This window comes from Novosphingobium sp. (genome assembly GCF_032093395.1).
GTDB lineage: Bacteria > Pseudomonadota > Alphaproteobacteria > Sphingomonadales > Sphingomonadaceae > Novosphingobium.
The window spans coordinates 1-26,058 of sequence record NZ_DAMDBA010000002.1 but is presented as its reverse complement, the minus strand read 5'-3'; the positions used below and the strand labels follow the sequence as shown (position 1 = coordinate 26,058).

Genomic DNA, 26,058 nt, shown 5'->3' with positions numbered 1-26,058 from the left:
TGACGGGGCGCTCTACCCCTCGGTAAGACTGTCCCCCAGGCCCACCTGCTTGCCGCGTGTGATGTACACCTTGTCGCCCAGCTTCGTCGTGGCGAAGAGCTTGGCGGCGAAATCCACCGGCATGCCGACGCAGCCGTGGCTGGCATAGCCCAGCGCCACGTCAGAGCCGTGGAGGGTGATGCCGTCGTTGGTCAGCCGCTGCATGTAGGGCATCGGCGCGCCGGTGTAGATGTTGGAGACGTGGTCCTTGTCCTTCTGCGTGATCGGGAAGACGCCAAGCGGAGTGGGCTTGTCCTCGGTGCCGAGCAGGACGGCGGTGGCGCCGATCTCGTAGCCGCCCCGGAACACCGAGAGCACCCGCGCGTCGAGGTCCACGGTCACGACGATCTGACCGGCCGGGACTTGCGCATCGTCCCAGTGCCAGTCGCCGTACTTGATCGCGCCCTCGATCGGCAGGATGCGCTTGATGACGAAAGGCTCTTCCTTTGGCGGGGCCGCAGGCTTTGCAACGGCGACCGGCGCCTTGGTAGGAGTTGGGGTGACCTGCGCGATCGTCGTTCCCGTCTTCGAGGAAGACAGCGCGAAGACGCCGACGATCACGGCAATCGCAAGCGCACCGGAGGCGAGCAGGAGGCGGGCATTCACGAGGAGGGGTGTCCTGTCGGTTCGGTGGTTTTCACCAGCCTGACATCGCGCATGGCCGCGGCGATGGCCAGCGCGCTCTGCGCGATGTCCCGCAAGGGGACTGGCGGAGGGCAAAGATTAACGTGGGGGACCTGAAATCGCTTAGGGTAACGCACTCGTCATCCTGAACTTGGTTCAGGATCCATCTTGCCGATTGAGCCGCCGTTGATGGTCAGAAATAAATCCTGAACCAAGTTCAGGATGACGGAGTGGTGGGCGATAGGTCAGCTCTTGTCACTGTCCTGCTCATCCCCATCCCGCACCGCAATGCCTTCGCGCAGGATGGAGTTCGCCAGTTCGGCAAGGCTCTCCGGCGTTCCCTCGTTCGACCAGACGGCATAGCGCAGGCCCAGAAACACGTTCATACCCATGATCGCCCAGGCATGGGCCTCGCCCAATCCTTCGCGCAACTCGCCTTTGCGGGCGCCTTCAGAAAGGCGTTCGCGGATGCGGCGCGCGGTCGATTCGTAGTGGATGCGAAAGCTGGCCGGATCGACGAACTCGCACTCGTCGATGATGCGGTAGATTTCCTTGTGCTCACGGGCGAAGCGCAGGAACGCGGCGAGTGCGGCCTGTTCGGTTTCCAGCGCGGGAAGGGGCTCGCGAAGGGCCTCGCGCGCCGCCTCGCGCACTTTGCCGCTGAGATCGTCCACCAGGGCGCGGAAGATTTCGTCCTTGGAATCGAAGTAGGTGTAGAAGCTGCCGAGCGCGGTGCCGGCTCGCCGGGTGATCCCGGTAATCGAGGCTTCGTGGAAACCGTTCTCGCCGAATTCGACCGCGGCGGCGTCGAGCAGCTTGCGCAAGGTGCGCCGCCCGCGCTCCGTGCGGGGAACTTTCGCCGAAATGGCCGGCTCTCGCGAAATCTCCGGCCGCGAAATCTTCGTATCCTGGGGCGCTTGGTCTGTGGTCACAAAAGCACAGCTAGACCCATATCGGCGGCGTGGCAAACCTTCAATATTGAAAGGTGGTTCATGTTTCGATACTGAGACCGCAACACCACTAGAGTGCGATGGGAGTATCAGATGCAGAAGGCGCGTTTCCGCAGCATGGGGATCGGTGGCTGGGCGAGTCGCCTGGCGCTGGTAACGAGTTTGGGTGTAGCGGCACCCGCTTTCGCTCAGCAGCAACAAGCCGATACGCCGTCTACTGCCGAGGAGGTGAGCACCGGCGAGATCGTCGTAACCGCCCGCCGCCGCGAGGAGCGGCTGGTGGACGTGCCGATCGCCGTCACCAGCTTCAGCGGCGACCAGCTCGCCAAGTCCGGCGCGCTCGACATTACCGACATCGCCCAGTCCACGCCCAACGTCACGCTGGAAGTCTCGCGCGGGACCAACTCCACGCTTTCCGCCTTCATTCGCGGCATCGGCCAGCAGGATCCGGTGTCCGGCTTCGAGCAGGGCGTGGGCATCTATCTCGACGACGTCTATCTGAACCGCCCACAGGCCGCAGTGCTCGACATCTACGACGTGGAGCGCATCGAGGTGCTGCGCGGCCCGCAGGGCACGCTCTACGGCCGCAATACCATCGGCGGCGCCGTGAAGTACGTCACCCGCGAACTGCCCGACCACTTCTCGCTCAAGCTGCGCGGCACATACGGCACTTACGACCAGGCCGACGGCGTGCTGACCGTCTCCGCCCCGATCAGCGATCTTCTGCGCGTCGGCGGCTCGGTGGCGCGCCTGTCGCGCGGGGGCTTCGGCAAGAACCTGACCACCGGCGAGGACAACTACAACAAGGACATCTGGGCCGGGCGCGGCACGGTGGAGATCGGCGGCAAAGGCCAGCCCGTGCTGATCCGCATTTCCGGCGACTACACGCGCGACAAGTCGAACACGCGTGGCGGCCACCGCCTGATCCCCGGCATGGTTTCCGGCACGCCGGTGCTGGACGACGTGTTCGACAGCCAGGGCGGCCTCATCGACCCCCGGCAGGACGTGAAGGCCTATGGTTTCGCGATCAATGCCAGCGCCGAGCTGACGGACGCTCTGACGTTCCGCTCGATCAGCGCCTGGCGCAAGGACAAGAGCGCATCTCCTATCGATTTCGACGCGCTGCCCGCCGTCGATGTCGATGTGCCGGCCTTCTACAACAACGAGCAGGTCAGCCAGGAATTCCAGCTGCTCTATGACAACGGCAGTTGGCTCCAGGGCATGATCGGCGCCTACTATCTGGGCGCCAAGGCCGACACGGCTTTCGACGTGCGGCTTTTCACCGCCGTCAACGGCCTCACCGCCTTCACCCAGGCCGACGTGGACACCAGCACTTGGGCCATCTTTGGAGACTTCACTTTCGACTTCACCGATCAGCTCAGCCTGGCGGTGGGTGGCCGCTATACCTGGGACGAGCGCAAGGCGCAGATTCTGCGCCAGAACTATCTCGGCGGCGGTTCGCCGGTCTTCGGCGGGCAGGGCGTGCCGTCCGGAGCGCCGAGCACGGACTTCTCGGGCAAGGCGGTGTTCAAGAAGTTTACCCCGCGCGCCTCGCTGAGCTTCAAGCCGACGCCGGATCACAACCTTTACGCCAGCTTCTCGCAAGGCTTCAAGGGCGGCGGCTTCGACCCGCGCGGCGTCGGCGTCAATGCGCCCGACCTCAACGGAGACGGCATTCGCGAAGACAGCGAGGTGGCCGATTACCTCAGCTTCGATCCGGAAACGGTCGATAGCTACGAGATCGGATACAAGGGCAACCTGTTCGACGGCGGGCTCTACGTGGCGCTGGCGGCCTTCCACATGGACTACAAGGACGTGCAGATCCCTGGATCATCTGGCTGCACCATCGCCGGTGTTCCCAGCTTCTGCGGCGTCATCACCAATGCCGGCAAGGTCAAGATCGACGGCGTGGAGTTCGAGGCCAACGCGCGCCTGGCGCAGAACCTTGCCATATCCGGAGACCGGGTGAATCTCTCGGGCTCGCTGGGCTACATCCATGCCCGCTACAAGGAATACATCACCCAGATTCCGGGGCAGGGACCGGTGGACGTGGCCGATTTCCGCAAGGTGCAGAACACACCGAAGTGGAATGGCAGCGCGACGCTGTCCTACAACACGCCGGTGGGCGAGGGCGACGTCTCGTTCAACACCACGCTGTCCTACCGCAGCAAGACCTATCAGTTCGAAGTGCCCAACCCCTACATCGACCAGAAGGCCTATGCCCTGCTCGACGCCAGCCTGGTCTACACCGCGCCGGGCGGCCGCTGGAGCCTGGGCGTCCACGGCAAGAACATCCTCGACAAGGAATACAAGACTTCGGGCTATACCTTCATCGGAGCCGATCCGGTGACGGGCACGATCCTGCGCAGTCCCAGCGGCGGCTTGATCCCGACACTCGGCAAGGAGGGAACGCTGACCGCGTTCTACGGCAATCCGCGTCAGGTCTTCGTCACCGGCACGCTGGAATTCTGATCACGCCGGATGGGCCTCGCCGGGGGAAGGCGAGGCCTGTCATCCGCTTGTTTAGCGGCGAAAGGACATTGCCCGCCATGGAATATCGCCTCCATAGCTACCGCAGCGCCTGCGGGAGGCTGGACCTGTCCGCGCGCGAATATCCGGCGCGGGAGGCCGGGGCGCCGGTGCTGTTGCTGATGCACGGGTTGACCCGCAACGCTGCCGATTTCGAACCGCTCGCGGCCCATCTTGCCGGGCGTTACCGGCTCCTCGTGCCGGACCAGCGGGGGCGGGGGCTGTCCGAATGGGATTCCGACCCGTCGCAATACCGGCCCGATGTCTACGCGCAGGACATGCTGGCCTTGCTGGACAGCCTGGGCATTGCGCGGGTCTGCCTGATCGGGACCTCGATGGGCGGGCTCATGGCCATGGTGATGAACGCGCTCAGGCCCGACCTCGCCAGCGGCTTCGTGTTCAACGACATCGGCCCGGTGCTCGATCCGGCGGGGCTGGCGCGCATCCAGGGTTATGTCGGGCCGGGAGCGACGATGCCTACATGGCAAGCCGCCGCGGCGCGGTGCCGGGCGATCAACGCGGCGGCATTCCCGGACTTCGGAGATGCCGAGTGGCTGGCCTTCGCGCGGCGAACCTGCCGGGAGAACGCGGATGGCACCGTTTCCTTCGCTTACGATCCGGCGATCGCGAAAAGTATCGACGGGGACGCGCCGCAGACGGTGCCGGCCGACCTCTGGCCCTTGTGGGACTTGCTCGATGCGGCGCCGGTGCTGGTGGTACGCGGAGCCCTGTCCGACCTCCTGTCCGTCGAGACCGTGCGAGAGATGGCGGCGCGCCATTCGGGCGCCTTCGCAGCCGTGGAGGTGCCCCGCGTGGGCCATGCGCCGCTCCTTGACGAACTGCCCGCGCTGGGCGCGATCTCTGCGTTCCTGCGCGAGCACATACCGTCGTCCCGGACTTGATCCGGGACCGCTGGCGGTCTTTAGGCGGGCGGGAGCAGTGGAGCACCTTGCCGGGAAATGGGCTGTTCCCGGCCAGCGGTCCCGGATCAAGTCCGGGACGACGAAAGAGATGAACGCGATGAGCCACGAAAACACAGCCCGCAGCGCCTCGCCCCGACTGGTGCTGGCGATGCTGCTACTGGTCTACATCTTCAATTTCGTGGACCGCCAGATCCTCGCGATCCTGGCCGCGCCGATTCAGCAGGAACTGGGGCTCGACGATGCGCAGATGGGGATGCTGGGTGGGCTGGCTTTCGCGATCCTCTATTCCACGCTGGGCGTGCCGCTCGCCTGGCTGGCGGACAGGACCAGCCGTTCCTGGGTCATCACCGTATCGCTGGTGGTCTGGAGCCTGTTCACCGGGCTTTGCGGCGCGGCGACGGGGTTCTGGCACATCTTCCTCGCCCGGCTCGGCGTCGGGGTAGGGGAGGCGGGCGGAGTGGCGCCGTCCTATGCCGTGATCGGCGACCATTTCCCCAGCGAGCGGCGGGCCTTCGCGCTTTCGGTCTACTCCCTGGGCATTCCGCTCGGCTCGGCGGCGGGCGTGCTGGCGGGCGGCTACGTCGCGGCGCGCGTGGACTGGCGTGCGGCCTTCGTCGCCGTGGGCCTTGCCGGATTGCTGATCGCGCCGTTGTTCAAGCTGGTGGTCAAGGACAAGCCGCGCCCGGTAACGGCAGCCCCCACGGTTCGCTTCCGCGAAGTCGCCACGCTGCTCGCCGGAAAGCGCGCGTTCTGGCTGCTGAGCTTCGGCGCCGCGTCCAGTTCGATGCTGGGCTATGGCCTTGCCTTCTGGTTGCCGAGCCTGCTCCAGCGCAGCTTCGGGCTCGATCTCGTCGAGACATCCTGGTTCATCGGCGCGGTGCTGCTGATCGGCGGGACCGTGGGCGTGCTCGGGGGCGGGCTGCTCGCGGACAGCCTCGGCAAGGCCGACCGCGCCTGGTACGGACGGGTTCCGGCGCTGGCCTATGTCGTCGCCGTGCCGCTTTTCGCCGGGGGCATCTGGACCTCCAGCGTGCCGCTGGCCTTCCTGCTGTTCCTGCTGCCGCAGGCGCTCGCCTATGTCTGGCTGGGGCCGGTCACGAGCGCCATCCAGCACCTCGTCGAACCACCCGCGCGCGCAACCGCCTCGGCATTGTTCCTGCTCATCAACAACCTGATCGGGCTGGGGGGCGGTATCTATGCGCTAGGCGCGCTGTCGAAGGCGCTTTCCCCGTTCTACGGCACTGAGTCTCTGCGCTTCTCCATGCTGTTCGCCTTGGGCCTCTATCTGCTGGCCGCACTGCTGATGAGCCTGGCCGGACCCGCCTTGCGCCGGGAGTGGGTGGCGGAGCGCTGAACCGGCGACTTGTCCGGCCCCTCGCGCTTGGGCATGATGGTCTTTGCGCCGGATTGCCGCGCGGGAACGAAAGGGCGGCCGACCGATGCAAGCTGAAAGTCCGTCTGCCGATGCGTCCCGCCCAGGCTTTCTGGAACGCCGCTTCGCCCTGAGCGCACGCGCCACCGATGTCCGCACCGAAGTGCTGGCGGGCACGACAACGTTCCTGACGATGGCCTATATCGTGCTGGTCAACCCGGCGATCCTCGGCGCGGCGGGCATGCCGGTGGCATCGGTGGCGGCGGCCACCTGTTTCGCGGCCGCCTTCGCCTCGATCCTGATGGGCCTCGTAGCCAATGTCCCGCTCGCGCTGGCGCCGGGCATGGGGCTCAACGCCTATTTCAGCTTCACCGTCGTTCAGCAGATGGGCGTTCCCTGGCCGGTGGCGCTGGGCTGTGTGTTCCTGTCCGGCGTGGCATTCCTGGCGTTGACCCTCACCGGCGTGCGCCAGTTGATCATCTCGTCGATACCGCAATATCTGTTTGCGGCCGTGGCAGGCGGCATCGGCCTGTTCATCGGCTTCGTGGGACTGAAGAGCGCGGGCATCGTCGTGGCCGACCCGGCGACCATCGTCGGCCTCGGCAACCTGAAGGCGCCGAGCGCAGCGCTGGCGCTGTTCGGGCTGGTGCTGATCGGCGGGCTCTCCGTATGGAACGTGCGCGGCGCGATGCTGATCGGCATTCTCGCCACGACCGCGCTGGGATGGCTCTTCGGCCTGGTGTCGGTGCATCCGGAACCCTATTCGCTGGACGCGTTGACCGGCACCGCCTTCAAGCTGGACCTTGCGGGCGTGTTCGGCCTTTCGGGCAGCCATGGGCTGGGACTGTTCGAGATCCTCTTCGTGTTCCTGTTCGTCGACCTGTTCGACAATATCGGCACTCTCGTCGCGGTGACCAAGCGCGCCGGATTGATCGACGCGCAAGGCAGTATCCCCCGTCTCAACCGCATCCTGGTGACGGATGCCGCCGCCACCATCGTCGGCTCCATGGCGGGGACGAGCACGGTCACCAGCTATGTGGAAAGCGCGGCGGGGGTGCAGGCGGGCGGTCGCACCGGGCTGACCGCGGTGGTGACTGGCCTGCTGTTCCTCGCCACGCTGTTCGTCGCCCCTTACGCCCAGGTCATTCCGCTCGCGGCCACGGCTCCGGCGCTGATCGTGGTCGGCGGCCTCATGCTGCTGCCGCTGGCCGAAGTGCAGTGGGAAGACCCGCTGGCCGCTATCCCGGCCTTCCTGACCGTGGCGATGATCCCCTTCACCTTCTCGATCGCCAACGGGCTTGCCTTCGGCATCACCGCCCATGCCCTGCTCAAGCTGGTGCGCGGTACGATCACGCGGAAGGACTGGTTCCTGCTGGTGCTGGCGCTGATCTTCGTCGCCCGCTTCGCCTGGCTGGCCGGAGGCTGAGCGGCGCCGGACACTCGCCTTCGCATCGGCATCCCCTTAAGGTACGTGGATGATCCAAGCCTTCCGCGCCGAAATCCTCTCCATTTCCCGTGATCCCGGTAATGATCCCGAGGCCGTGCGGCATGAACCCGACGGGTTGCTGGTGGTCGAGGACGGCGTGGTCGCGGCACGGGGGCCTTATGCCGAACTGGCCGGGCGATACGCGCAGGTTCCGGTGGAAACGCTGCCGGGGCTCGTCGTGCCCGGCTTCGTCGATGCCCACGTCCACTATCCGCAGACCGACCGCATCGCCGCTCACGGAGAGCAGCTTCTCGACTGGCTGGAGCGGCACATCTTCCCTGCCGAAAAGGCCTTCGTGGACAAGGCCCATGCCGACGCGGTCGCCGCGTTCTTCCTGGACGAACTGCTGCGCAACGGCACCACCAGCGCGCTCGTCTACCCCACGGTCCACCCCCAGTCGGTCGATGCGCTATTCGAGGCGGCATCGGCACGGGACATGCGGGTGATCTCCGGGAAGGTGTTGATGGACCTGGGGCCGCAAGGCCTGAACGACACGGTGGCGTCCGGCCGTGCGGAGAGCGAGGCGCTGATGCGGCGCTGGCGCGGTGTAGGACGGCTCGGCTACGCGATCACGCCCCGTTTCGCGCTGGCATCCTCGGATGCGCAACTGGCGGATGCGGGCGCGTTGCTGGCCGAACATCCCGATGTCCTGATGCACACCCACCTTGCCGAGAACCTGCGCGAATGCGCGGAAGTGGCGGCGCGCTTCCCCGAGGCGAGGGACTACCTCGACGTCTACGACCGCTTCGGCCTCGTGACCAAGCGATCGATCTTCGCGCATGGAATCCACCTGCCCGATCGTGCCTGCGGTCGTCTCGGGCAGAGCGGGGCGGGCGTTGCGGTGTGCCCCAGTTCCAACCTGTTTCTCGGCTCCGGTTGGTTCGATTTCGCGCAGGCGGAGCGGCACGGCCTGCGCCTGGGCCTGGGCACCGACATCGGAGCGGGGACCACGTTCTCGCTGCTCCATACCCAGGGTCTTGCCTATCAGGCGGCACAGGCGAAGGGGACTACCCTGGACCCCTTCCGCGCACTCTGGCTGGCGACTGCCGGCAGCGCCGACCTGCTGCATATCGGCGACCGCGTGGGTGGCCTGGAACCGGGGCAGGAGGCCGACTTCCTGGTGCTCGATCCACAGGCCACGCCACTGCTCGCGCGCCGGACGCGCCACGCCGATCTTGCGGAACGCCTCTTTGCGTTGCAGGTGCTGGGGGACGACCGCGCCGTGGCGCGTACTTATCTGCTGGGCCGCTGCGCCTGGAACAGGGACATGAAATGACCGACCTCGACACCTTCATCGCCGGGCTCCCCAAAGCCGAGCTTCATCTTCACATCGAGGGCAGCCTGGAGCCGGAACTCATGTTCGCACTGGCGGCGCGCAACGGCGTTTCGATCCCCTTCGCCACCGTGGAAGACGTGCGCGCGGCCTACGATTTCTCCAGTCTCCAGGACTTCCTGGACATCTACTACGCGGGCGCGAACGTGTTGCTGAAGCGTCAGGACTTTCACGACCTTGCGGCGGCCTATTTCGCGCGGGCGGCGGCGGACGGCGTGGTCCATGCCGAACTCATGTTCGATCCCCAGACCCATACCGATCGCGGTGTGCCGTTCTCCGAAGTGATCGAAGGCCTGCTTTCCGCAATGGAGGTCGCACAGGCGGAGCACGGTATTTCGAGCAGCCTGATCCTGTCGTTCCTGCGCCACCTTCCGGAAGAGGCCGCCTTCGCCACCCTGGAGGATGCCGAGCCCTGGCTGGACCGGATCGCGGCGGTGGGACTGGATTCGTCCGAAGTGGGCCATCCGCCGGAGAAATTCGCCCGCGTCTTCGCCGCCGCGCGCGAGAAGGGCCTGCGCATCACCGCCCATGCCGGAGAGGAAGGCCCGCCGGAATACGTCCACCAGGCGCTCGACCTCCTCGGCGTCCACCGGATCGACCACGGCAACCGTGCGTTGGAAGATCCCGCGCTCGTCGAGCGGCTGGTGCGCGAGGAAATGACGCTGACCGTCTGCCCGCTTTCGAACCACAAGCTCTGCGTGGTGGAAGACCTGGCCGATCATCCCATCGACGCCATGCTGGCGCACGGCCTCAAGGCAACCATCAACTCCGACGATCCGGCCTATTTCGGGGGGTACGTAGCGGACAACTATCGCGCCATCGCCTCGGCGCGGAACCTGAGCCGGGATGCACTTGGGACTTTGGCGCGAAACAGCTTCACCGGCTCCTTCCTTCCCGCACAGGCCGTGGCGGATCATCTCGATCGCCTGGATGCCTATCTGGAGACGCATCGCTGAGCGGGCCGGACTGGCGCGCGGCACTGGACGCCAGCGGCGTTCTTCGGCGGCTCGCCTGTTTCGATCCGCATGTCGCCGGGACGTTTCCGCTGGGCCTCGCGGTTCCCGGCAGCGATATCGACGTGCTGTGCCATGCTCCCGATGCCGATGCGTTTGCCGCTGCCTTGTGGGAAGGGCGTGGGGACTTCGACCATTTTGCGATGTGGCAATGGAAGAGGGCAGATCGTCCGGTGATCGCGACGTTCCGCGTGGCGGGCGTTCCGTTCGAGATATTCGGGCAGGCGCGGCCGGTGCGGGAGCAGCATGGTTGGCGGCATTTCTGGGTAGAAAAGCGCCTGCTCCGGTTGGGCGGCGAGGATTTGCGCGAGGCCGTCATGACCGTGCGGCGGCAAGGCGCCAAGACGGAGCCCGCCTTCGCGCAGGTGCTTGGGCTGGAGGGTGGTCCCTATCGAGCGATGCTCGACCTGGAAGACCTGGATGATGCTGGGTTGTTGGATGTCTTGAAGGTGAAAGGAAGTCCTGGGGGATGATCCCCCAGACCCTCGGAATGTCGACTTTGTGCGCGTCCGATCCAATGCGCGCTCCCTGCGGCGCAGCCAAGATGTCTCCCGACGCCGCCATGGGCGCACGACGCGGTTGGTCCGCGTGACGTCGACATTCCTGGGGGTGCAGGGGGGCTATGCTCCCCTGCTTCTTCCCTTACTTCAAGCCAGCCGCTCGGGCACCGAAAGGGCCTCCTCGACGATGCTGTCGCGGGTGCCGACCGACTCCCACGGGAACACGAACCAGCGCTTGTCCTCCGCGCGGTCGATCACATCGGCCCAGACGTCGACCTCGACCTTGGAGCTTCTGTTGTTGATCACCACCGCGAACCGCAAGTTACCATGGTTGCAGCCGCTCTCGGTAAGCTGGTCGCGGATATATGCGATGGTGCCGCCGGTATCATTGATGTCGTCCACGAACAGCATGCGGGTGCCTTCGGCGCTCATCGCGGCGACTTTCGCCAGAAGTTCGTCCGCAAAGCCGGGGATCTTCGACGAATGATCGATCGACAGCATCGGCAGCGATAGCTGGTGCGAGATATAGACCGCCGGGACCAGTCCACCGCGACCGAGGCCGATGATGAAATCCGGCTTCCACGTCGCCTGCTGCACCTGCCGCGAAAGCTGGCGCACTTTGGCGAGGAAATCTTCGTAGTATTCGAGAAAGTGGAGCTGAGGCTCGGAAGCTTCACTCATTTGCAGCATATCCTGACGGCAATCTGGGGAGGAAGCTGCCCCGGTTACCGCGTTCTTGCGAAATCCGCAATCGTGGGAATGCGCCGATCCGGCCTGATTGTATCAGGATATCGGCTAAGTCGTTGAAGCGGAATGACCAAGTGCAGGGAAGCCGGTCTCGAACTCGCCCAGCAGGAGCGCGGCGGCGTGGGACGGCGTGCGCGCCGAAGCGGTGCAGAGCGCGAGGGTCATCGGTCTCAGCAGCGAATCGGAAATGCGGGTGAAGGCCAGGATGCCGCGCTGCACCTCGGTCTGCACGTCCAGCGAAGTCAGCACGCCCACGCCGGCGCCTTGCAGGATCAGCGAGGTGATCATCCGGATATTGTCGGAGCTCACCCTGCGGTCGAGCGAAATGCCCGTCGCGCCTTCCAGCACGGCGATCTGCTGATAGCCGGCCAGCGGTCTGGCCGGAACGATCATCGGCTCTCCGACGCAACGCGAGAAGCGCGTCTCTTGCAGGCGGGCCAGCGGATGATCGGGCGGCGTGACGAAGCCCAGCACCACTTCGGTGAAGGCGCGCACGGAGAGATCGCGATAGGATTGCGGCTCGAACAGGATGCCGAAATCCACTTCCCCATCGGTCACCGCGCGGCGAACGGCATCGTTCCCCAGCACTTTCACCCCCAGGGTTATGCCGGGATAGCGCTCCTGGATCGCGTGGAGCGCGGCGGGCACATGGCCCGTCGCCAGCGCGTCGATCACGGCGATATCGACATGGCCGCGCTTGAGCCCTCGCAAGTCCTCCATCCGGCCGCGAAGGCTTGTCATCCCCCGCTGCCATTGGACGCCGGAAGCCATCATCATCTCGCCCGCCGCGGTGAGCCGCAGTCCGGTGGGCAGGCGTTCGAACAGCGGCAGCCCGAGTTCCGCCTCGACGTTGAGGATCTGCCGGTCGATCGCGGAGGCGGAGACGTTAAGCTCGTCGGCCGCCTTGCGGATCGAGCCGAGGCGGCCGACCGCCATGAAATAACGAAGGAAACGCGAAAATGCGGGCATTTCGGATCATTCCACCTGCGCTAATTTTTGCAACGCTGTGTCATATTCATTGCGTTTGATCGTTACCTGTCATCTCTTTACCCATACGGCAACACCGAAACGCGCGACCGTGCCGGTCCGGCCTCTCCTCCCAACGGGGCCGGACCGGCGCGTGACCGCGCGGCGGTTGGGGGCGCACTTCCTGCATCGGGAGTAAAAAGGGACACCCTGTGCAAGGGCGCCCCCACTCGCGGAAAAGGTTGAGGTTCAGGGCAGGTTTTGAGGGACAGGCCCGGATCGAAGGGCCAGGGAGGGAAGGCTGGCGGTGACGATCTCCAGCGTCGCCGTCAGTCGTTCCGCCGTTTCCTCCGGAAAGGCCGGGCCCCGAACGAGACCCAGCCGGCGGCGCAGTCCATATCCGACGATATCGGCCGTTGCCGTTCCCGCCGGAGCCAGCGACAGCGGCGCCACCGTAATCCCCAGCCCGGCCGATACCATGCGCATGCAGCGGTCCTCGTTCTCGCTTCGCAAGGCAAAACGAGGCCGCACGCCGGCGTCCGTGAAGAACCGGCTGGTTTTTTGCAGCACCTCGCAGGAGCGCCGCGCGATCATGATATCGCCAGCGATGTCCTGCGGCGCGACTTCGGCAACCTTTGCGAAGCGGTGGCTCTCCGGCATGACCAGGACGTAAGGCTCATCCAGCAGGGGATGGACACGGTCGCCTGTCTCATCCTCGTCGAGCAAGGTGAACGCTAGCTGGATCTTCCCGCTCGCCAGTTGCCCGCGCAAGTCCCGGTCAGGCCCCTCCACCAATTCGATCCCGAAATCCCGCGCCAGTTCATGAGCGATCCGTTCCAGCATCGGCCCGGAAACCGTCGGGATCACACCCAGCTTCAGGCCGGGCCATTGCTCGAGCATCGGCCGTCCGAACTGGTCGGCGCGGCGGAAAACTGCTTCCAGGTCACGCGCGATGGGCAGGAAGGCGCCGCCGGTTTCGGTCAGCCGCACATGGCGACGATCGCGGACGAACAGCGGCGAACCCACCAGGCGCTCCAGTTCGCCGATGCTGGTGGACACCGTGGGCTGGGTGACATGCAGCCGCGCCGCCGCCTGCTTGAAGCTCCCGGAATCGGCCACGGCCAGGAAGTGGCGGACATGCGCGCGCTTTATCATTGGAAAAATTTATCCAATAGCGATGGAAGTTTCAATTTGTTTGGAGAACACGCGGGCACTACCTTGCGGATCAAGAACGGACGGCCGGACAGCGGCTGTCGTCCTGGTGAAAATCGGCCCGGTGAAAAGCGCGGGCCGGTTCAACAGAGAATGGGAGCAAGGGCATGAAGGCAACCCCCGACTTCGACTTCGCGCTGGGCGAATCGGCCGAGATGATCCGAGAAAGCGTCGCGCGGTTCGCCGACGAACAGATCGCCCCGATCGCCGCAAAAGTGGACGCGGAAGACTGGTTCCCGCGCGAACTCTGGCCGGCGATGGGCGATCTCGGCCTGCACGGGATCACCGTGGAAGAGGAATGGGGCGGCATCGGGCTGGGCTACCTCGAACACGTCATCGCAGTGGAGGAGGTCAGCCGGGCTTCGGCATCGGTGGGACTATCCTACGGCGCCCATTCCAATCTCTGCGTCAACCAGATCCGGCGCTGGGGCAGTGCCGCGCAGAAGGACAAGTATCTGCCGGGGCTGATTTCAGGCGAACATGTGGGCAGCCTTGCCATGTCGGAGGCGGGGGCCGGTTCCGATGTCGTCGGCATGAAGTTGCGGGCCGAGCCAGTGCCCGGCGGCTTCCGCCTGAACGGCACCAAGTTCTGGATCACCAACGGCGCCTATGCGGACGTGCTGGTGGTCTATGCCCGGACCGATGCCGAGGCCGGCTCGAAGGGCATCACGGCCTTTCTGGTCGAAAAGGAAATGCCGGGATTCTCGATCGGCCAGAAGATCGACAAGATGGGCATGCGCGGTTCGCCGACCTGCGAACTCGTGTTCGACGATTGCTTCGTGCCTGAGGAGAACATGATGGGGCCGCTCAACGGCGGCGTGAAAGTGCTGATGAGCGGGCTGGACTACGAGCGGGTGGTGCTGGCCGGGCTCCAGATCGGCATCATGCAGGCCTGCCTCGATACCGTGATTCCCTATGTGCGCGAGCGTCGCCAGTTCGGCGCGGCGATCGGCACGTTCCAGCTCATCCAGGCCAAAGTGGCGGACATGTACGTGGCGCTGCAATCCGCCCGCGCCTATGTCTATGCGGTGGCGCGGGCTTGCGATGCCGGGCGCACGACCCGCTTCGACGCGGCGGGCGCGATCCTGCTGGCCAGCGAGAATGCCTTCCGCGTCGCCGGAGAGGCCGTACAGGCGCTGGGCGGCGCCGGTTACACCAGGGACTGGCCGGTCGAGCGCTATCTGCGCGATGCCAAGCTGCTGGATATCGGCGCGGGCACGAACGAGATCCGGCGGATGCTGATCGGGCGCGAACTGATCGGAGCCTGAGAGAAAGAGGGTTCCGGGGTTACCCCCGGACCCTGCTTATCTTTCAGTGCCGCTGGTTCTTTGCTTCGACAGGCTCGCCGGGAAAAATTCCCGCGATCGCCATCGCCGCGCCCAGCTTGGAAAGCGTCTCCAGCACGTCGCCCACGCTGTCTTCCGAGACCACCAGTTCGAGCGTGGCGCGGGTCTGCTGCGGGCCGCGATCGCGCAGCGAGGTGATGAGCTCGAGGATCACCGCTTCGTGCTCCGATACGTGGCTGCATGCCATCGGGCAGAAGGCGAAAGTCTCGAGCGCATCGCGGTTGAACAGCAGCATGGCGCGGTGGAAAGGTTGCAGGCCACCGATCATCCGCCACTTGGCGAAAGCGGGTGCCAGAGCCTGGGCGGGGCACTGCCGGCGTGCCAGCGTCGTGACCCAGGCGCGCATGGACCAGACGAGGAAACGGCAGCCCTCGTCGAGCGAATTCAGCGGGCGATCGACGTACTGATACATGCCTGGTTCTCCATGGGCTTGTATTTGAGAATGATTATCATTAGCTATGTCTACGCAGCTTGTCTTGCCCGTCAAGTCTGCACCAAGGACCTAGGGCCGGCGCTTGTCATGGGGCGCCGTCCTGCCCTTCCTGTCGACTGGGCCGGGGCGATTTCACGCTATGCGCGAGAAACCGCCCCGGCCCACTTTTTCCCCCGCATTTCCGCCAGTTATGCCGCAGTTATCCGCGGCTTTTGCCCGCTTTTTCCACAGGCGGTGCGGCGGCTCGCGCCGATGAAACGTGCAGGAAAACGGGTGATATCCGGACGGCAAAAAGCCGCCGGTCCCGTGGGGCGGCGGCTTTTCGATTCGGATTCGAATCAGCGGACTTCAGTCCGGCGAATCGCCGCGCATGTCATCGGGCGAATCGCACAGATCTGGGTCAGCGATAATCGAAGCTGCCCTTCGGTTGAATTTTCAGGGAATTCTGCTGCATCGCCGTCATCAGATAGGCGCCGACCAACATGGGAACCTCGAGCATCTGCTTCTCATCCCAAGTGCGCGCCAGGATATCCCAGGTCGAATCGCTGATGCAGTGATCCGCCACGAGTTCCTCTACTGCGCGCAGCATGGCCGATTCGTGATCGCTCCAGCCAGGAGCGGAAGAACCCGCGATAACCCGATCGATCTCTTCGCTGCCGATGCCGAAGACCTTGCCGATATCCACATGTTCGCACCATTCGAATGGCGCCCTTGCCAGAAGCGCCAGGCGCAGGATCATTAATTCCCGTTCGCGGCCGGGAATCGCTCCCTTCGCCGCCAGCTCGATACCCAGCACCATCTGGCCCTTGAACATGCCGGGATGACGCAGGGTGATAAGGCTGACATCGGGGAAGGGGCGGCTCTCGGGAATCTGGAAAGCGGCGCGAATCGCATCCACCTGTTCCTGACCCTCGGGGCTCACTTCATCGAGGCGCAGCGGCGCATAGCGCGGGCCCCCCGCAATCGTCTGCGCTTCTCGCGCAGCGGCGTCGAACTGCACCGGGCCGCTGGTTATTTCGCTCATCTGTCATCACCTGCTTTTCTGTAAATGGGTCATGCGGCTTCGCTGGACGGCGCCCAGCGCTCCATGCGGGCCAGATATTCCCCGAACATCCCCCGCACTTCTGCCAGATCGAGGCCGAACCGGGCGGGATCCGGCTTGGCCAGCCGCTCGCCGCCCTCGTTTGCGGCCCACCATTCGGCCATCGTTCGTGCGAATTCGGGAGAGACCGGCTCGCCGAGCCAGGCATAGAGTTCGCGAACCTGCGCCAGCGGATCGCGGTGCATGGCGCGGAAGTGGATATCGTGGAACCGATGGTCGTTCCCCGCATCGCGGAAGGCGATGGCGCGGCGCATCGCCTCGGACCAGGTGCGCAGGTTGAGGTCGCCGAGATAGGCATGGTCGATGCTGTCGGTGAACTTGCCGACGATGTCGGCATAGACGGTGGCGACCGACAGGATCACCTCGCTGGGATCGCGGTGCGTCATCACGAAGCGGGCGTCGGGAAACGCGGAAACCAGCGCGTCCAGATAAAGCATGTGGCTTGGCGCCTTCAGCCGCCAGGGCCGGGCCGGCTGGCGCCATTGAAGCAGTTTCAGCACGCGCTTCTGGTAGGCGTAGGTCTCCGTCAGGTCGGCCTGGAGCAGCCAGTCGGAATAGCGGGGAACCTGGGCGAAGGCCTGGAAGATCTGGCTTTTGAAATCGAGCGCCATGAGATCCTGGCACTCCATCGCACCGTCGATCCCGGTTGGGGTACGATGTCCACCCTTGAGGCTTTCGTCGGCGCTGCTGGCCGAGACGCCCCGGCGCGGATCGGGCCCGTCAACCGTGCCGGGCGGCGGGCAGGGGCGGCTGCTCTCCCAGACGCGGAGGTAGCGGATCGCCGGATCGCTCGCGAGCAGGAAGGAGAGTGCGGAAGAGCCGGTGCGTGGCAGGCTGACGCCGAACAGCGGCTGGCGGATTTCCTCCTCCGCGATCTCCGGATGGCGTCTGTACCAGTCCTCGATTTCCAGCCTTTGCCTGAGATGCAGGACGATCCGTTCCGCCAGCGCGCTCTCGCCCAGCGCATTGAGGCGCGCCTCTCGCCTGAGCGAATCGACCAGGATTTCGAGGCCTTCCCGAAACGAATCACGGCCGAAGTCGTCGAGGCCGGTCTCGTTTCTGGCTCGGTCGATCAGTTGGCGATAACCCTGCATGACGCTCTCCCGGCGTCCGGCTCGTTTCCGGCCGGATCGGGTTGGCACTATGCGAGGTGGGGTGCGGCTGCGCCAACCGCCGTGGCGATGAAGGGGCCGTTGCTCAGACCGTCGTCCCGGACTTGATCCGGGACCGCTGTCAGTTCTTTAGGCGCAACCTTTCCGGTCCGCGCCCTGCCGAGGGTTGGGCTGTTCCCGGCCAGCGGTCCCGGATCAGGTCCGGGACGACGTACTCTGCCCGGAATCTCGGGAGTTCACCCTCTCGCCGCGCGGACCGCCGCGCCCCCTGCGAAAGGGGCGATGGCAAGCAGGATCAGGCTTGCCGCAGCGGTAAGCGCCAGTCCGCTTTCGCCCCCGCTGCCGAGGCTTCCGGCGCCGAATACGAGCACCGGCACGGCCATCGGAATGACCAGCAGGCCCGCCAGCGCTGCCCCGCCGCGCAACCCCGCCGTCAGCGCCGCCACCGTCACCCCCAGCGCGGCGAGGCCGGGGGTTCCCGCCAGGAGCCCGATTTCCACCGTGATCAGCGTGTGCCTCTCCAGCCCGAGCAGAGCGGCGGCGGGCAGAGTCGCCAGCATGAGCGGCGGCCCGAAGCTGAGCCAGTGGGCCAGAACCCGCACGGCGAGCACCAGTTCCTCGGAAATGCCGCGCAAGGCCCACTGGTCGAACAGGCCCGTCTCGATGTCGGGTTCGACGAGGTGGTCGAGCGGCAGGATCGCGGCGAGCAGCGCGGCCACCCAGATCACGCCGCCGCCGGTTCGCGCGAGCAGCGGGGCGTCGGGCCCGACCGCGAAGGGATAGAGCATCGCTACCGAGAGGAAGAACAGGATCGGCAACAGTGCCCCGCCCCCCCGTCCGCCCATCAGCAGGCGGGCAAGGTCGCGCTTGAGCAGCGGCCCGAAAGCGCCGCTCATGCCGCGTGGTCCGCAAGTGCCAGCACCCGCATTCCCGGCAGGGCGAAGGGCTGGTGCGAGGCGATCAGGGCGATGCCGCCTTCGGCGCAGTGCTCGGCCGCCAGCGTCTCGGCAAGCGCCGTGGCGTGGCTGTCCAGCCCGTTGAGCGGTTCGTCGAGCAGCCATATCCGCGCGTCCTGGCCGAGCAGGCGGGCGAGGGCGGCGCGTTTCTTCTGCCCGGTCGAAAGATAGCGGACCGGAACGTCCAGCAAGTCGTTCAGGCCCAGCCGGTCGACGTGCCTTTCGCGGATGCCGCCATCGAGCCGCTGCCAGAAGGCCAGGGCGGCGCCCAGCGTCACCGCCGGGTCGAGCGCGGGACGTTCGTCGACCAGGCCGATCGCGCCTTCCGTGACCACGGTTCCCGCGAAAGCAGGAGCAAGCCCGGCGACGATTCGCAGCAGGCTGGACTTGCCGATGCCGTTGTGGCCGGAAACCCGTAGCGCCTCGCCCGCCTTCAGCCGCAGCGAGAGCCCACGGAACAGCAGCCTGTCGCCGCGCCGGCAGGCGAGATCGTCGATGGCGATGGAGGCCCCTTGCATGGCGTGAGGCGATAGTGGAAAGGGCCACGAGTGCCAAGCTGGCCGCGTCCCACACGGAGTCGCCGATGTCGATTGCCCGCCTTACCGATGCCGAACGCGACGAAGCGCTGCCTGCGCTGCCTGCCTGGGAACTGGCGGAAGATGGCCTTGCTCTCTCGCGCAAGCTGAAATTCAAGGATTTCAACGAGGCGTTCGGCTTCATGACGCGCGTGGCGATCCAAGCGGACAAGGTCGATCACCATCCCGAATGGTTCAATGTCTACAATCGCGTGGAGATCACGCTGACCACGCATGACGCAGGCGGGCTCAGCCGCCGCGATGTGGAGATGGCGCGCTTCATAGACGCCCTGGCGCCCCGGGCCTGACAGGGGCGCTGCGGTGAAGCAGCACGAAGAACCTTTTCTCACGCGTCCGCTGTCGGTCGTGCTGGATTTCGTGCGCTTCGGCGCGGCGCTGCTGGTGGCCGTGGGACACGCGGTCCAACTGGGACTTTATCACGGCTGGTTTCCGTTCGGCGTGCGGATGCAGCACTACTGCGTGATCGTGTTCTTCGTGCTGTCCGGGCTGGTCATCAGCACTTCGGTGCTGGGCGGTCGGTCCAGCCTGCCGCGCTATGCGGTGGCGCGTCTGTCCCGCATCCTGCCGGTCGCGATCCCCTCGCTGGTGTTCAGCACGCTTGCCGCCTACCTGCTGGCGGGGCCGAGCCCGGTGCGCATGGACAACAGCCCGGAAGACGCGCTGGCCGTGACCAGGCAACTCCTGGCGCCGCTGACGTTCATCAGCGCCTGGCCCGGCGTGGCGGGGCCGGTCTGGAACCCGCCCTACTGGTCGCTCTGCTATGAGGTCTGGTACTACGCGATCTTTGCGCTGGCCTTCTTCCTGCGCGGCTGGTCGCGCGTCGTCGCCGTGGCCATGGGCTGCGTGGCGGCGGGCGGGGCGATCCTGCTGCTGATGCCGGTGTGGCTTTTCGGCGTGGCCCTGACCCATGCGCCGGTCGCGCGTCGTCTTCCGCTCGGCGCCGCGCCGCCCGTGGCCCTTGGCGCGCTCTTGATGGCGCTTGCCCTGTTCCGCGTCGATCACGATGTGCTCAATCCGCTGCTGAAGGCCTGGTGGCCGGGCGATGCCGAGTGGTCGCAATGGGCGCTTTCCGACGTGTTCATGGGCATCGTGATGACGCTGGCGCTGGTGGCCCTGCGCCCGGTGGCGAGCCGGTGGGAGGGCCCGATCCTGCGATGCGGCGAGGCAGCACGGACGCTCGCCGGTTTCTCCTTCACGCTCTACCTGTTCCACTGGCCCCTTATCCAGCTCCTGCGGTCCTGGGGGCTGGAGGCCGGCCGCAGCCTGCCGGTTTTCGCGGCATTGATCGCGCTCATCGTGCTGACCTGCGCGGGGATATCGATCCTGACGGAGCGCCAGTCGCCGCGTCTGCGCCGGTGGATGGAGGCCCGTTTCCTGGAAACGCCTGTCGGGATGGCGCCAGCCTAGGGTGCGTGGGGATTCAGCTCAGGTGGAGCCGAGAATGGTGGACTTTCGTGACCCGGAGCGCAGCGTACTTTCGGTACGTGAGCACCGGAAGCGCGAAAGGCCGCCGTTCGCAGGCCCGCATGAGCTGAATCCCCACGCACCCTAAAGCGCGGGATTGTTGTAGCAGTGCCAAGTGAAGATCGCGGCGGCGCCGCGATAGGGGCGCCAGTCCTCGGCCAATGCGCGCGTTTCCTTCTCGCTCGGGCGTTCCGCCAGACCCAGGATCTTGTGTAGCCCGGCCTGAACGGCGAGGTCGCCCGCAGGCCAGATGTCGGCCCGGCCTTCCGCGAAAAGCAGGTAGATTTCCGCGGACCATCTGCCGATCCCCTTGATCCGTACCAGCTGGGCGATGGCTTCCTCGTCGTCGTGAGGCAGGTTGTCGAAATCCAGCGCCCCGGCGACCACCAGTTCGCAGAGGCTGCGCGCATAGCCCTGTTTCTGGCGTGACAGGCCGCAGCCGCGAAGCGCGTCGAACTCCGCAGCCAGCAGGGTTTCGGGCGCGATGCCCTCGCCCAGCAGGTCTTCGAGGCGTTTCCATACCGAAGCCGCCGCCGCCACCGAGACCTGCTGGCCCACGATCGTCCTCAGCAGGGTGGCATAGCCGCTCGGCCGCAGGCGCGGCTCGGGGTAGCCGGCCGCATCGAGCGCGCGGGCGACGGCGGGCTCTTTCGCTGCAATTGCGTCCAGTCCCAGTTTCAGTGCGTCAGCGCTCAAGCCCATTCGTCGATTACCTTGCAAAAGCGGGTTGCAGTCATTAGCAGCCGGCCTCAAAGGCCGAAACACGCATGTTATGATACATGCAATATCAAAAGAGGATCGACGAGAATGCCGCAGATCATCGTCATCAATCAATCGGGCGAAGAATCCACTGTAGAGGCCGCCGAAGGCCGCACCCTGATGGAAACGATCCGCGACAGCGGCTTCGACGAACTGCTGGCCCTCTGCGGCGGCTGCTGCTCCTGCGCAACCTGCCATGTCCACATCGATCCCGCTTTCGCCGACAAGCTGCCGGCGATGAGCGAAGACGAGAACGATCTGCTCGACAGTTCCGATCATCGCAACGAATTCTCGCGCCTGTCGTGCCAGGTTCCGATCACTGCGGCGCTCGAAGGCTGCAAGGTTACTATCGCGCAGGAAGACTGAGAGTCGCGCCTAAGGCTTAGCGATCTGGCGCCGTCCCGGACTTGATCCGGGACCGCTGGCTATGAACCGCCCACCCCATGGCAGGGCGCTCTCGCGCAAGCTATCGCCTCAAGAACTGCCAGCGGTCCCGGATCAGGTCCGGGACGACGGTGGGGCTGTGCCGGAAGCGGGGAGAATTCGCTTTCGGCAGATAATCGCGCAAAACATTTGCGCCTTTCCCATTCACTTCCTACCTGTGCGGCCATGACTGCACCCATCCCCCAGCGCTCCACTCTCGATCTCATCGGAAACACCCCGCTCGTCCTCCTCAAGGGACCGAGCGAAGCGGCGGCCTGCGAGATTTGGGGCAAGTGCGAATTCGCGAATCCGGGCGCTTCGGTGAAGGACCGCGCGGCGCTCTGGATCGTGCGGGATGCCGAGGCGAAGGGGCTGCTCCAGCCCGGTGGCACCATCGTCGAGGGGACGGCGGGCAATACCGGCATCGGCATCGCGCTTGTGGCCAACGCGCTGGGCTACAAGACGATCATCGTCATGCCCGAGACCCAATCGCGCGAGAAGATGGATACGCTGCGAGCGCTCGGCGCCGAGCTGGTGCTCGTCCCGGCAGCGCCGTTCTCCAATCCCGGACACTTCGTCCATACCTCGCGCCGCCTGGCCGAGGAGACGCCGGGCGCGATCTGGGCCAACCAGTTCGACAATATCGCCAACCGCAAGGCGCACATCGAAAGCACCGCGCCGGAAATCTGGCAGCAGATGGAAGGCCGCATCGACGGCTTCACTTGCGCGGCCGGCACCGGCGGCACGATCGCGGGCACGGGGCTGGGCCTCAAGGCGTTCGACGAGAATATCGCCGTCGCGTTGACCGACCCGCATGGCGCCGCGCTTTACAACTACTATGCGCACGGCGAACTCAAGGCCGAGGGCAGCTCGGTTGCCGAAGGTATCGGGCAGGGCCGGATTACCGCCAATCTCGAAGGCGCGCCGATCGATACCCAGTTTCGCATCTCCGACGAGGAAGGCCTCGAATGGGTGCGCCGACTGCTGACGGAAGAAGGGCTCTGCCTCGGCCTGTCATCGGGCATCAACGTGGCCGGGGCGGTCGCGCTCGGCCGCAAGCTGGTCGCGGAAGGCCGGGGCGATGCGCGCGTGGCGACGATCCTGTGCGACACCGGCTTCCGCTACCTTTCGTCGCTCTACAATCCGGAATGGTTGAAGTCGAAGAACCTGCCCGTCTTCCCATGGCTGCAATCCTGAGGTAAACGGTCCGTCGATGGCAGGACACATTCCGCCTACTCTGGTCGGGGCCACGATGGTCGAGCCGATCACAGCACCGCAGCACTTCGTGCCGCCGACGGCGCGCGAACTGCGCTCTCAGGCCGTGCATCGCTTGCAGGTGGGGCTTTTCGGCCTCTGCGCCATGCTGCTGATCGTCGGGCTGGCGAACATCATCAACGATCGCACCCGCCTGATCGACACCACCGATCCGATCCAGCAGGTCGTCGCCGTGGACGCGAAGCCGAAAAAGACGGCGAGCGATCCGCTTGCCGATATCGGCGTGGTGCCGGCAGCCGATCCCAGCCCAACGCCCGCGCCGACGCCTGAAGCCACCGATGTCGAAACGAGCGGTACTGCGGTTCAGTAAGTCGCCGGAAGGCACGCTGCGCAGCATCGTCATGCTCCTCGTGCTGGCGGGTGCCTTGGCCCTTGCTGCCTGCGGCGACCCGGCGGCGCCTCGCTCCGGTCGTGCGATCGGCCTCTATACCAGTCTGCCGATCGTCTGGAGTGAGAGCGGCGACATTCGCGAGCTGCTTGCTTCCGAACGGCCGCAGCACTGGGCCTTGGCCGCGCTCTCGTCGGCGGGACCGGTGATTCCGCTGGATTCGCTGGCGGATGGGGACGGCAGTCTGCCGCTACCCCGCGATGCGCTGCTGGTGCTCGCCCAGCCGCGCCCGCTTGGCCCGCAGGAAAACGTGGCGCTGGATCGTTGGGTGCGAGAGGGCGGCAGGGTCCTGCTTTTTGCCGACCCGATGCTCACCGCACCGACCGCTTACGCCCTGGGTGATCCGCGTCGACCGCAGGACACCGTGCTGCTCTCGCCGATTCTTACCCGCTGGGGATTGCGCCTGGAGTTCGACGAAGTGCAGCCCTCCGGCGAGCATATGGTCGAAACCACGCTTGGTGCGATCCCGGTGAACTTTACCGGACGTTTCCGCGTCCTGGGGAATTTCGGGGAGAGTGGGGAGAAGCGGGGCCGCGAAGCGTCCACGGGAAAATCCGGGATCAAGGGGAAAGTCGGGGACGCGCCGGGCATCTGCCAGCTGGAGGCTGAGGGTCTCATCGCTCGCTGTCGGGTGGAAAAGGGTCGGGTTCTTGCGGTTTCCGATGCGTCCATCCTGGAAGAGGGCGATGATCCCGATATGCTTGCCCAGCGGCGGAAAGCCCTGGCGGCGCTGATCGCTCGTGCCGAAAGTGGGGATTGAGCGGGGAATACGCAGGCGCGCGCTTCAGCTCAGGGAAAATCCATAGATATCAAGTATTTTCAGAGTTTAATGGCTGTTACCATGACGGCCCGTGGGATGACCCGTGTCTAAAATCCGAAGAAATCCGCCGATTAATTCCCGTTGATCCCCACATTTCCCTTTAATCCCCGAATTTCCCGTTATAAAAGCAATGTCAATCGGAATGGCTGAGTCTCGTCGTGCCCTGTGCTCAGGGTGCGGGCCCAATCGCGCGACCGTGCGGTGGGGTAGGGCCTCGTCATGCCCGAGAGGCGAGCCAAGGGGCGAAACAGGGACATCATGGCTGGGCAGCCATTCATCTACAACGGACAGGGCTTCTCGCTGCTACGCGACAAGAACCGTTTCGTGCTGCCCAATGCATTTCGCGGCACCGTGCGCGAATCGAGCGGCAAGGACCTGCTCTGCCTGACCACCCATGACCGCTGGCCCTGCCTTGTCGGCTTCGGTCTCTCGCGCATCCAGGACTTCGAGCAGGAAATCCGCGAACAGCAGGAAATGGCCGTTCGCGCGGGTAAGGATTTCGACGCGGAAAAGCGCGCGGCGGATATCTACGCTTCCTACGAAGTGCCGTTCGACGGCAGCGGGCGCTTCGTCCTGCCCGAGGATCTGTCCGCCCTCGCCAATGTCACCGACCAGCTCTACTTCCGCGGCAACGGCCGCTTCTTCACGGTGTGGAGCCCGGAAAACCTCAACGAAATGGACGAAGGCTGGAAGGCGGCGCAGACCGCCTGCCGCAGCCTTGCCGCCAAGGAACTTCAGAAAGCGTCGAAGAAATGAGCGCCTCTCGCACCATACCCGAGGGTGTTCCCCACGTTCCGGTGCTCCTTGAGGAGGTCGTCGCCGCCCTGAACCCCCAGGGCGGCGACGTCATCGTCGACGGCACCCTGGGCGCGGGCGGCTATACCCGCCGCCTGCTGGATGCCGGCGCGACCGTCCATGCTTTCGACCGCGATCCCGACGCCATCGCTGCAATCGTGGATAACCGCGCGAAATGGCCGGAACTCGATGCCAATCCGCCCCGCCTCGTGTTGCACGCGCGTCGCTTCTCCGAAATGGTCGCGGGCCTGGAAGAAGCCGGAGTCACGAGCGTGGACGGCGTCGTCATGGATATCGGTGTCTCCTCGATGCAGCTCGATCAGGCGGAGCGCGGCTTCGCTTTCGGCGCCGATGGTCCGCTCGACATGCGCATGAGCCAGGCCGGGATGTCCGCTGCCGACTTCGTGAACGAGGCCGATGAGGCCCAGATCGCCGACGTGCTCTATCTCTACGGCGAAGAGCGCCAGTCGCGCCGCGTGGCGCGCGCGATCGTGGCGGCGCGGCCGATCGAGACGACCGGCGAACTCGCCCGCGTGGTCCGCAAGGCCTTGGGGTACAATGCCAATTACAAGGGAGCTTCCGCGCCGAAGGATCCGGCGACGCGCAGCTTCCAGGCGATCCGTATCCACGTGAACGGAGAGCTGGACGAACTCGATGCCGGGATGGAAGGGGCTGAAACCGTGCTGAGCGCCGGGGGGCGGCTAGCGGTGGTGACCTTCCACAGTCTCGAGGACCGCAAGGTGAAGCGCTTCCTGCGCGACGCCGCCGGCCAGGCCCAGACCATCTCGCGGCACTTGCCGCAAGTCGGCTCCGGCCCGCAGGCGACGTTCGATCAGGTGGCCAAGGCCGTGCGGCCGGGGGAGGCGGAACTTGCCGCCAATCCTCGTTCCCGATC

Annotated in this window: 27 protein-coding genes; 16 read left to right on the top strand and 11 right to left on the bottom strand. The window is 65.6% G+C overall.

Translation table 11 applies throughout. The annotated features are described in order from the left end of the window. Positions 1-12: 12 nt before the first annotated feature. Both RT424_RS00755 and RT424_RS00750 read right to left on the bottom strand, forming a co-directional pair. Positions 13-645: a L,D-transpeptidase family protein gene (locus tag RT424_RS00755; protein ID WP_313433753.1), complete on the bottom strand. Its 633-nt coding sequence runs from the start codon at positions 643-645 to the stop codon at positions 13-15. Between the two features lie 263 nt (positions 646-908). Continuing rightward, on the bottom strand, positions 909-1,595 hold the full coding sequence (locus tag RT424_RS00750) for a TetR/AcrR family transcriptional regulator (protein WP_409521409.1): 687 nt from the start codon (positions 1,593-1,595) through the stop codon (positions 909-911). Positions 1,596-1,730: 135 nt separating this feature from the next. Between RT424_RS00750 and RT424_RS00745 the strand changes: the two genes are divergently transcribed. The 7 genes from RT424_RS00745 to RT424_RS00715 all read left to right on the top strand — a co-directional run bounded on the left by RT424_RS00745 (position 1,731) and on the right by RT424_RS00715 (position 10,742). Beyond that, positions 1,731-4,085, top strand: a complete 2,355-nt coding sequence (locus tag RT424_RS00745; RefSeq protein WP_409521415.1) for a TonB-dependent receptor — start codon at positions 1,731-1,733, stop codon at positions 4,083-4,085. Between the two features lie 77 nt (positions 4,086-4,162). Continuing rightward, positions 4,163-5,044, top strand: coding sequence for an alpha/beta hydrolase (locus RT424_RS00740; protein WP_313433750.1), 882 nt, complete (start codon positions 4,163-4,165; stop codon positions 5,042-5,044). 118 nt (positions 5,045-5,162) lie between these two features. Beyond that, complete coding sequence (locus RT424_RS00735) at positions 5,163-6,419, top strand: MFS transporter (protein WP_313433748.1); 1,257 nt, start codon at positions 5,163-5,165, stop codon at positions 6,417-6,419. 85 nt (positions 6,420-6,504) lie between these two features. Next, positions 6,505-7,863 (top strand): NCS2 family permease, encoded by a 1,359-nt coding sequence (locus RT424_RS00730; RefSeq protein WP_313433746.1) that lies wholly within the window; start codon positions 6,505-6,507, stop codon positions 7,861-7,863. A gap of 49 nt (positions 7,864-7,912) precedes the next feature. Beyond that, positions 7,913-9,199 carry a guanine deaminase gene (guaD, locus tag RT424_RS00725; protein WP_313433744.1) on the top strand — a complete coding sequence of 429 codons (1,287 nt, stop codon included), beginning with the start codon at positions 7,913-7,915 and terminating at the stop codon, positions 9,197-9,199. Further along, positions 9,196-10,212 carry an adenosine deaminase gene (locus RT424_RS00720; RefSeq protein ID WP_313433742.1) on the top strand — a complete coding sequence of 339 codons (1,017 nt, stop codon included), beginning with the start codon at positions 9,196-9,198 and terminating at the stop codon, positions 10,210-10,212. The genes guaD and RT424_RS00720 overlap by 4 nt, the downstream gene beginning before the upstream one ends. Next, positions 10,209-10,742, top strand: a complete 534-nt coding sequence (locus tag RT424_RS00715) for a DUF4269 domain-containing protein (protein ID WP_313433929.1) — start codon at positions 10,209-10,211, stop codon at positions 10,740-10,742. Before RT424_RS00720 ends, RT424_RS00715 begins: the two co-directional genes overlap by 4 nt. 174 nt (positions 10,743-10,916) lie before the next feature. Here the strand turns inward: RT424_RS00715 and RT424_RS00710 are convergent, their stop codons facing one another. The 3 genes from RT424_RS00710 to RT424_RS00700 form a co-directional block, all read right to left on the bottom strand. Continuing rightward, the gene (locus RT424_RS00710; protein WP_313433740.1) at positions 10,917-11,450 is read right to left on the bottom strand and encodes a phosphoribosyltransferase domain-containing protein; all 534 of its coding nucleotides are present in this window, start codon (positions 11,448-11,450) and stop codon (positions 10,917-10,919) included. A 114-nt stretch (positions 11,451-11,564) separates the two neighbouring features. Then, positions 11,565-12,485 (bottom strand): LysR family transcriptional regulator, encoded by a 921-nt coding sequence (locus RT424_RS00705; RefSeq protein ID WP_313433739.1) that lies wholly within the window; start codon positions 12,483-12,485, stop codon positions 11,565-11,567. A 246-nt stretch (positions 12,486-12,731) separates the two neighbouring features. After that, positions 12,732-13,637 (bottom strand): LysR family transcriptional regulator, encoded by a 906-nt coding sequence (locus tag RT424_RS00700; RefSeq protein ID WP_313433738.1) that lies wholly within the window; start codon positions 13,635-13,637, stop codon positions 12,732-12,734. A gap of 164 nt (positions 13,638-13,801) precedes the next feature. Between RT424_RS00700 and RT424_RS00695 the strand changes: the two genes are divergently transcribed. Beyond that, positions 13,802-14,962 (top strand): isovaleryl-CoA dehydrogenase, encoded by a 1,161-nt coding sequence (locus RT424_RS00695; RefSeq protein WP_313433736.1) that lies wholly within the window; start codon positions 13,802-13,804, stop codon positions 14,960-14,962. A 43-nt stretch (positions 14,963-15,005) separates the two neighbouring features. On the opposite strand, the gene RT424_RS00690 is transcribed toward RT424_RS00695, so the two are convergent. The 5 genes from RT424_RS00690 to ccmA form a co-directional block, all read right to left on the bottom strand. After that, the gene (locus RT424_RS00690) at positions 15,006-15,452 is read right to left on the bottom strand and encodes a hypothetical protein (protein ID WP_132261730.1); all 447 of its coding nucleotides are present in this window, start codon (positions 15,450-15,452) and stop codon (positions 15,006-15,008) included. 421 nt (positions 15,453-15,873) lie between these two features. Then, a complete protein-coding gene (locus RT424_RS00685) occupies positions 15,874-16,497 on the bottom strand; it encodes a carboxymuconolactone decarboxylase family protein (RefSeq protein ID WP_313433733.1) in 624 nt (207 codons plus the stop codon). Positions 16,498-16,526: 29 nt separating this feature from the next. Continuing rightward, entirely contained in the window at positions 16,527-17,669 is a 1,143-nt protein-coding gene (locus RT424_RS00680) for a sulfotransferase (protein ID WP_313433732.1), read from the bottom strand. A 254-nt stretch (positions 17,670-17,923) separates the two neighbouring features. After that, the gene (locus RT424_RS00675; RefSeq protein WP_313433730.1) at positions 17,924-18,583 is read right to left on the bottom strand and encodes a heme exporter protein CcmB; all 660 of its coding nucleotides are present in this window, start codon (positions 18,581-18,583) and stop codon (positions 17,924-17,926) included. Beyond that, positions 18,580-19,161, bottom strand: a complete 582-nt coding sequence (ccmA, locus tag RT424_RS00670; RefSeq protein WP_313433728.1) for a heme ABC exporter ATP-binding protein CcmA — start codon at positions 19,159-19,161, stop codon at positions 18,580-18,582. The genes RT424_RS00675 and ccmA overlap by 4 nt, the downstream gene beginning before the upstream one ends. A gap of 65 nt (positions 19,162-19,226) precedes the next feature. Here ccmA and RT424_RS00665 point away from each other — a divergent pair, with 65 nt between their 5' ends. Together RT424_RS00665 and RT424_RS00660 are read left to right on the top strand one after the other, a co-directional pair. Continuing rightward, positions 19,227-19,526: a 4a-hydroxytetrahydrobiopterin dehydratase gene (locus tag RT424_RS00665; RefSeq protein WP_313433726.1), complete on the top strand. Its 300-nt coding sequence runs from the start codon at positions 19,227-19,229 to the stop codon at positions 19,524-19,526. A 13-nt stretch (positions 19,527-19,539) separates the two neighbouring features. After that, positions 19,540-20,646: an acyltransferase gene (locus RT424_RS00660; RefSeq protein WP_313433725.1), complete on the top strand. Its 1,107-nt coding sequence runs from the start codon at positions 19,540-19,542 to the stop codon at positions 20,644-20,646. A 141-nt stretch (positions 20,647-20,787) separates the two neighbouring features. Here the strand turns inward: RT424_RS00660 and RT424_RS00655 are convergent, their stop codons facing one another. Then, entirely contained in the window at positions 20,788-21,405 is a 618-nt protein-coding gene (locus tag RT424_RS00655) for a DNA-3-methyladenine glycosylase 2 family protein (protein WP_313433723.1), read from the bottom strand. Positions 21,406-21,510: 105 nt separating this feature from the next. Here RT424_RS00655 and RT424_RS00650 point away from each other — a divergent pair, with 105 nt between their 5' ends. The 6 genes from RT424_RS00650 to rsmH all read left to right on the top strand — a co-directional run. Next, a complete protein-coding gene (locus RT424_RS00650; RefSeq protein ID WP_313433722.1) occupies positions 21,511-21,828 on the top strand; it encodes a 2Fe-2S iron-sulfur cluster-binding protein in 318 nt (105 codons plus the stop codon). A 243-nt stretch (positions 21,829-22,071) separates the two neighbouring features. Further along, the gene (locus RT424_RS00645; protein ID WP_313433721.1) at positions 22,072-23,082 is read left to right on the top strand and encodes a cysteine synthase A; all 1,011 of its coding nucleotides are present in this window, start codon (positions 22,072-22,074) and stop codon (positions 23,080-23,082) included. A gap of 16 nt (positions 23,083-23,098) precedes the next feature. Continuing rightward, complete coding sequence (locus RT424_RS00640) at positions 23,099-23,470, top strand: hypothetical protein (protein ID WP_313433719.1); 372 nt, start codon at positions 23,099-23,101, stop codon at positions 23,468-23,470. Continuing rightward, on the top strand, positions 23,439-24,308 hold the full coding sequence (locus tag RT424_RS00635) for an ABC transporter (RefSeq protein WP_313433717.1): 870 nt from the start codon (positions 23,439-23,441) through the stop codon (positions 24,306-24,308). The genes RT424_RS00640 and RT424_RS00635 overlap by 32 nt, the downstream gene beginning before the upstream one ends. Before the next feature lie 318 nt (positions 24,309-24,626). Beyond that, positions 24,627-25,124, top strand: coding sequence for a division/cell wall cluster transcriptional repressor MraZ (locus RT424_RS00630; protein ID WP_313433716.1), 498 nt, complete (start codon positions 24,627-24,629; stop codon positions 25,122-25,124). After that, on the top strand, positions 25,121-26,058 hold a 938-nt coding region (rsmH, locus tag RT424_RS00625), incomplete at its 3' end, for a 16S rRNA (cytosine(1402)-N(4))-methyltransferase RsmH (protein WP_313433715.1). The genes RT424_RS00630 and rsmH, both read left to right, overlap by 4 nt.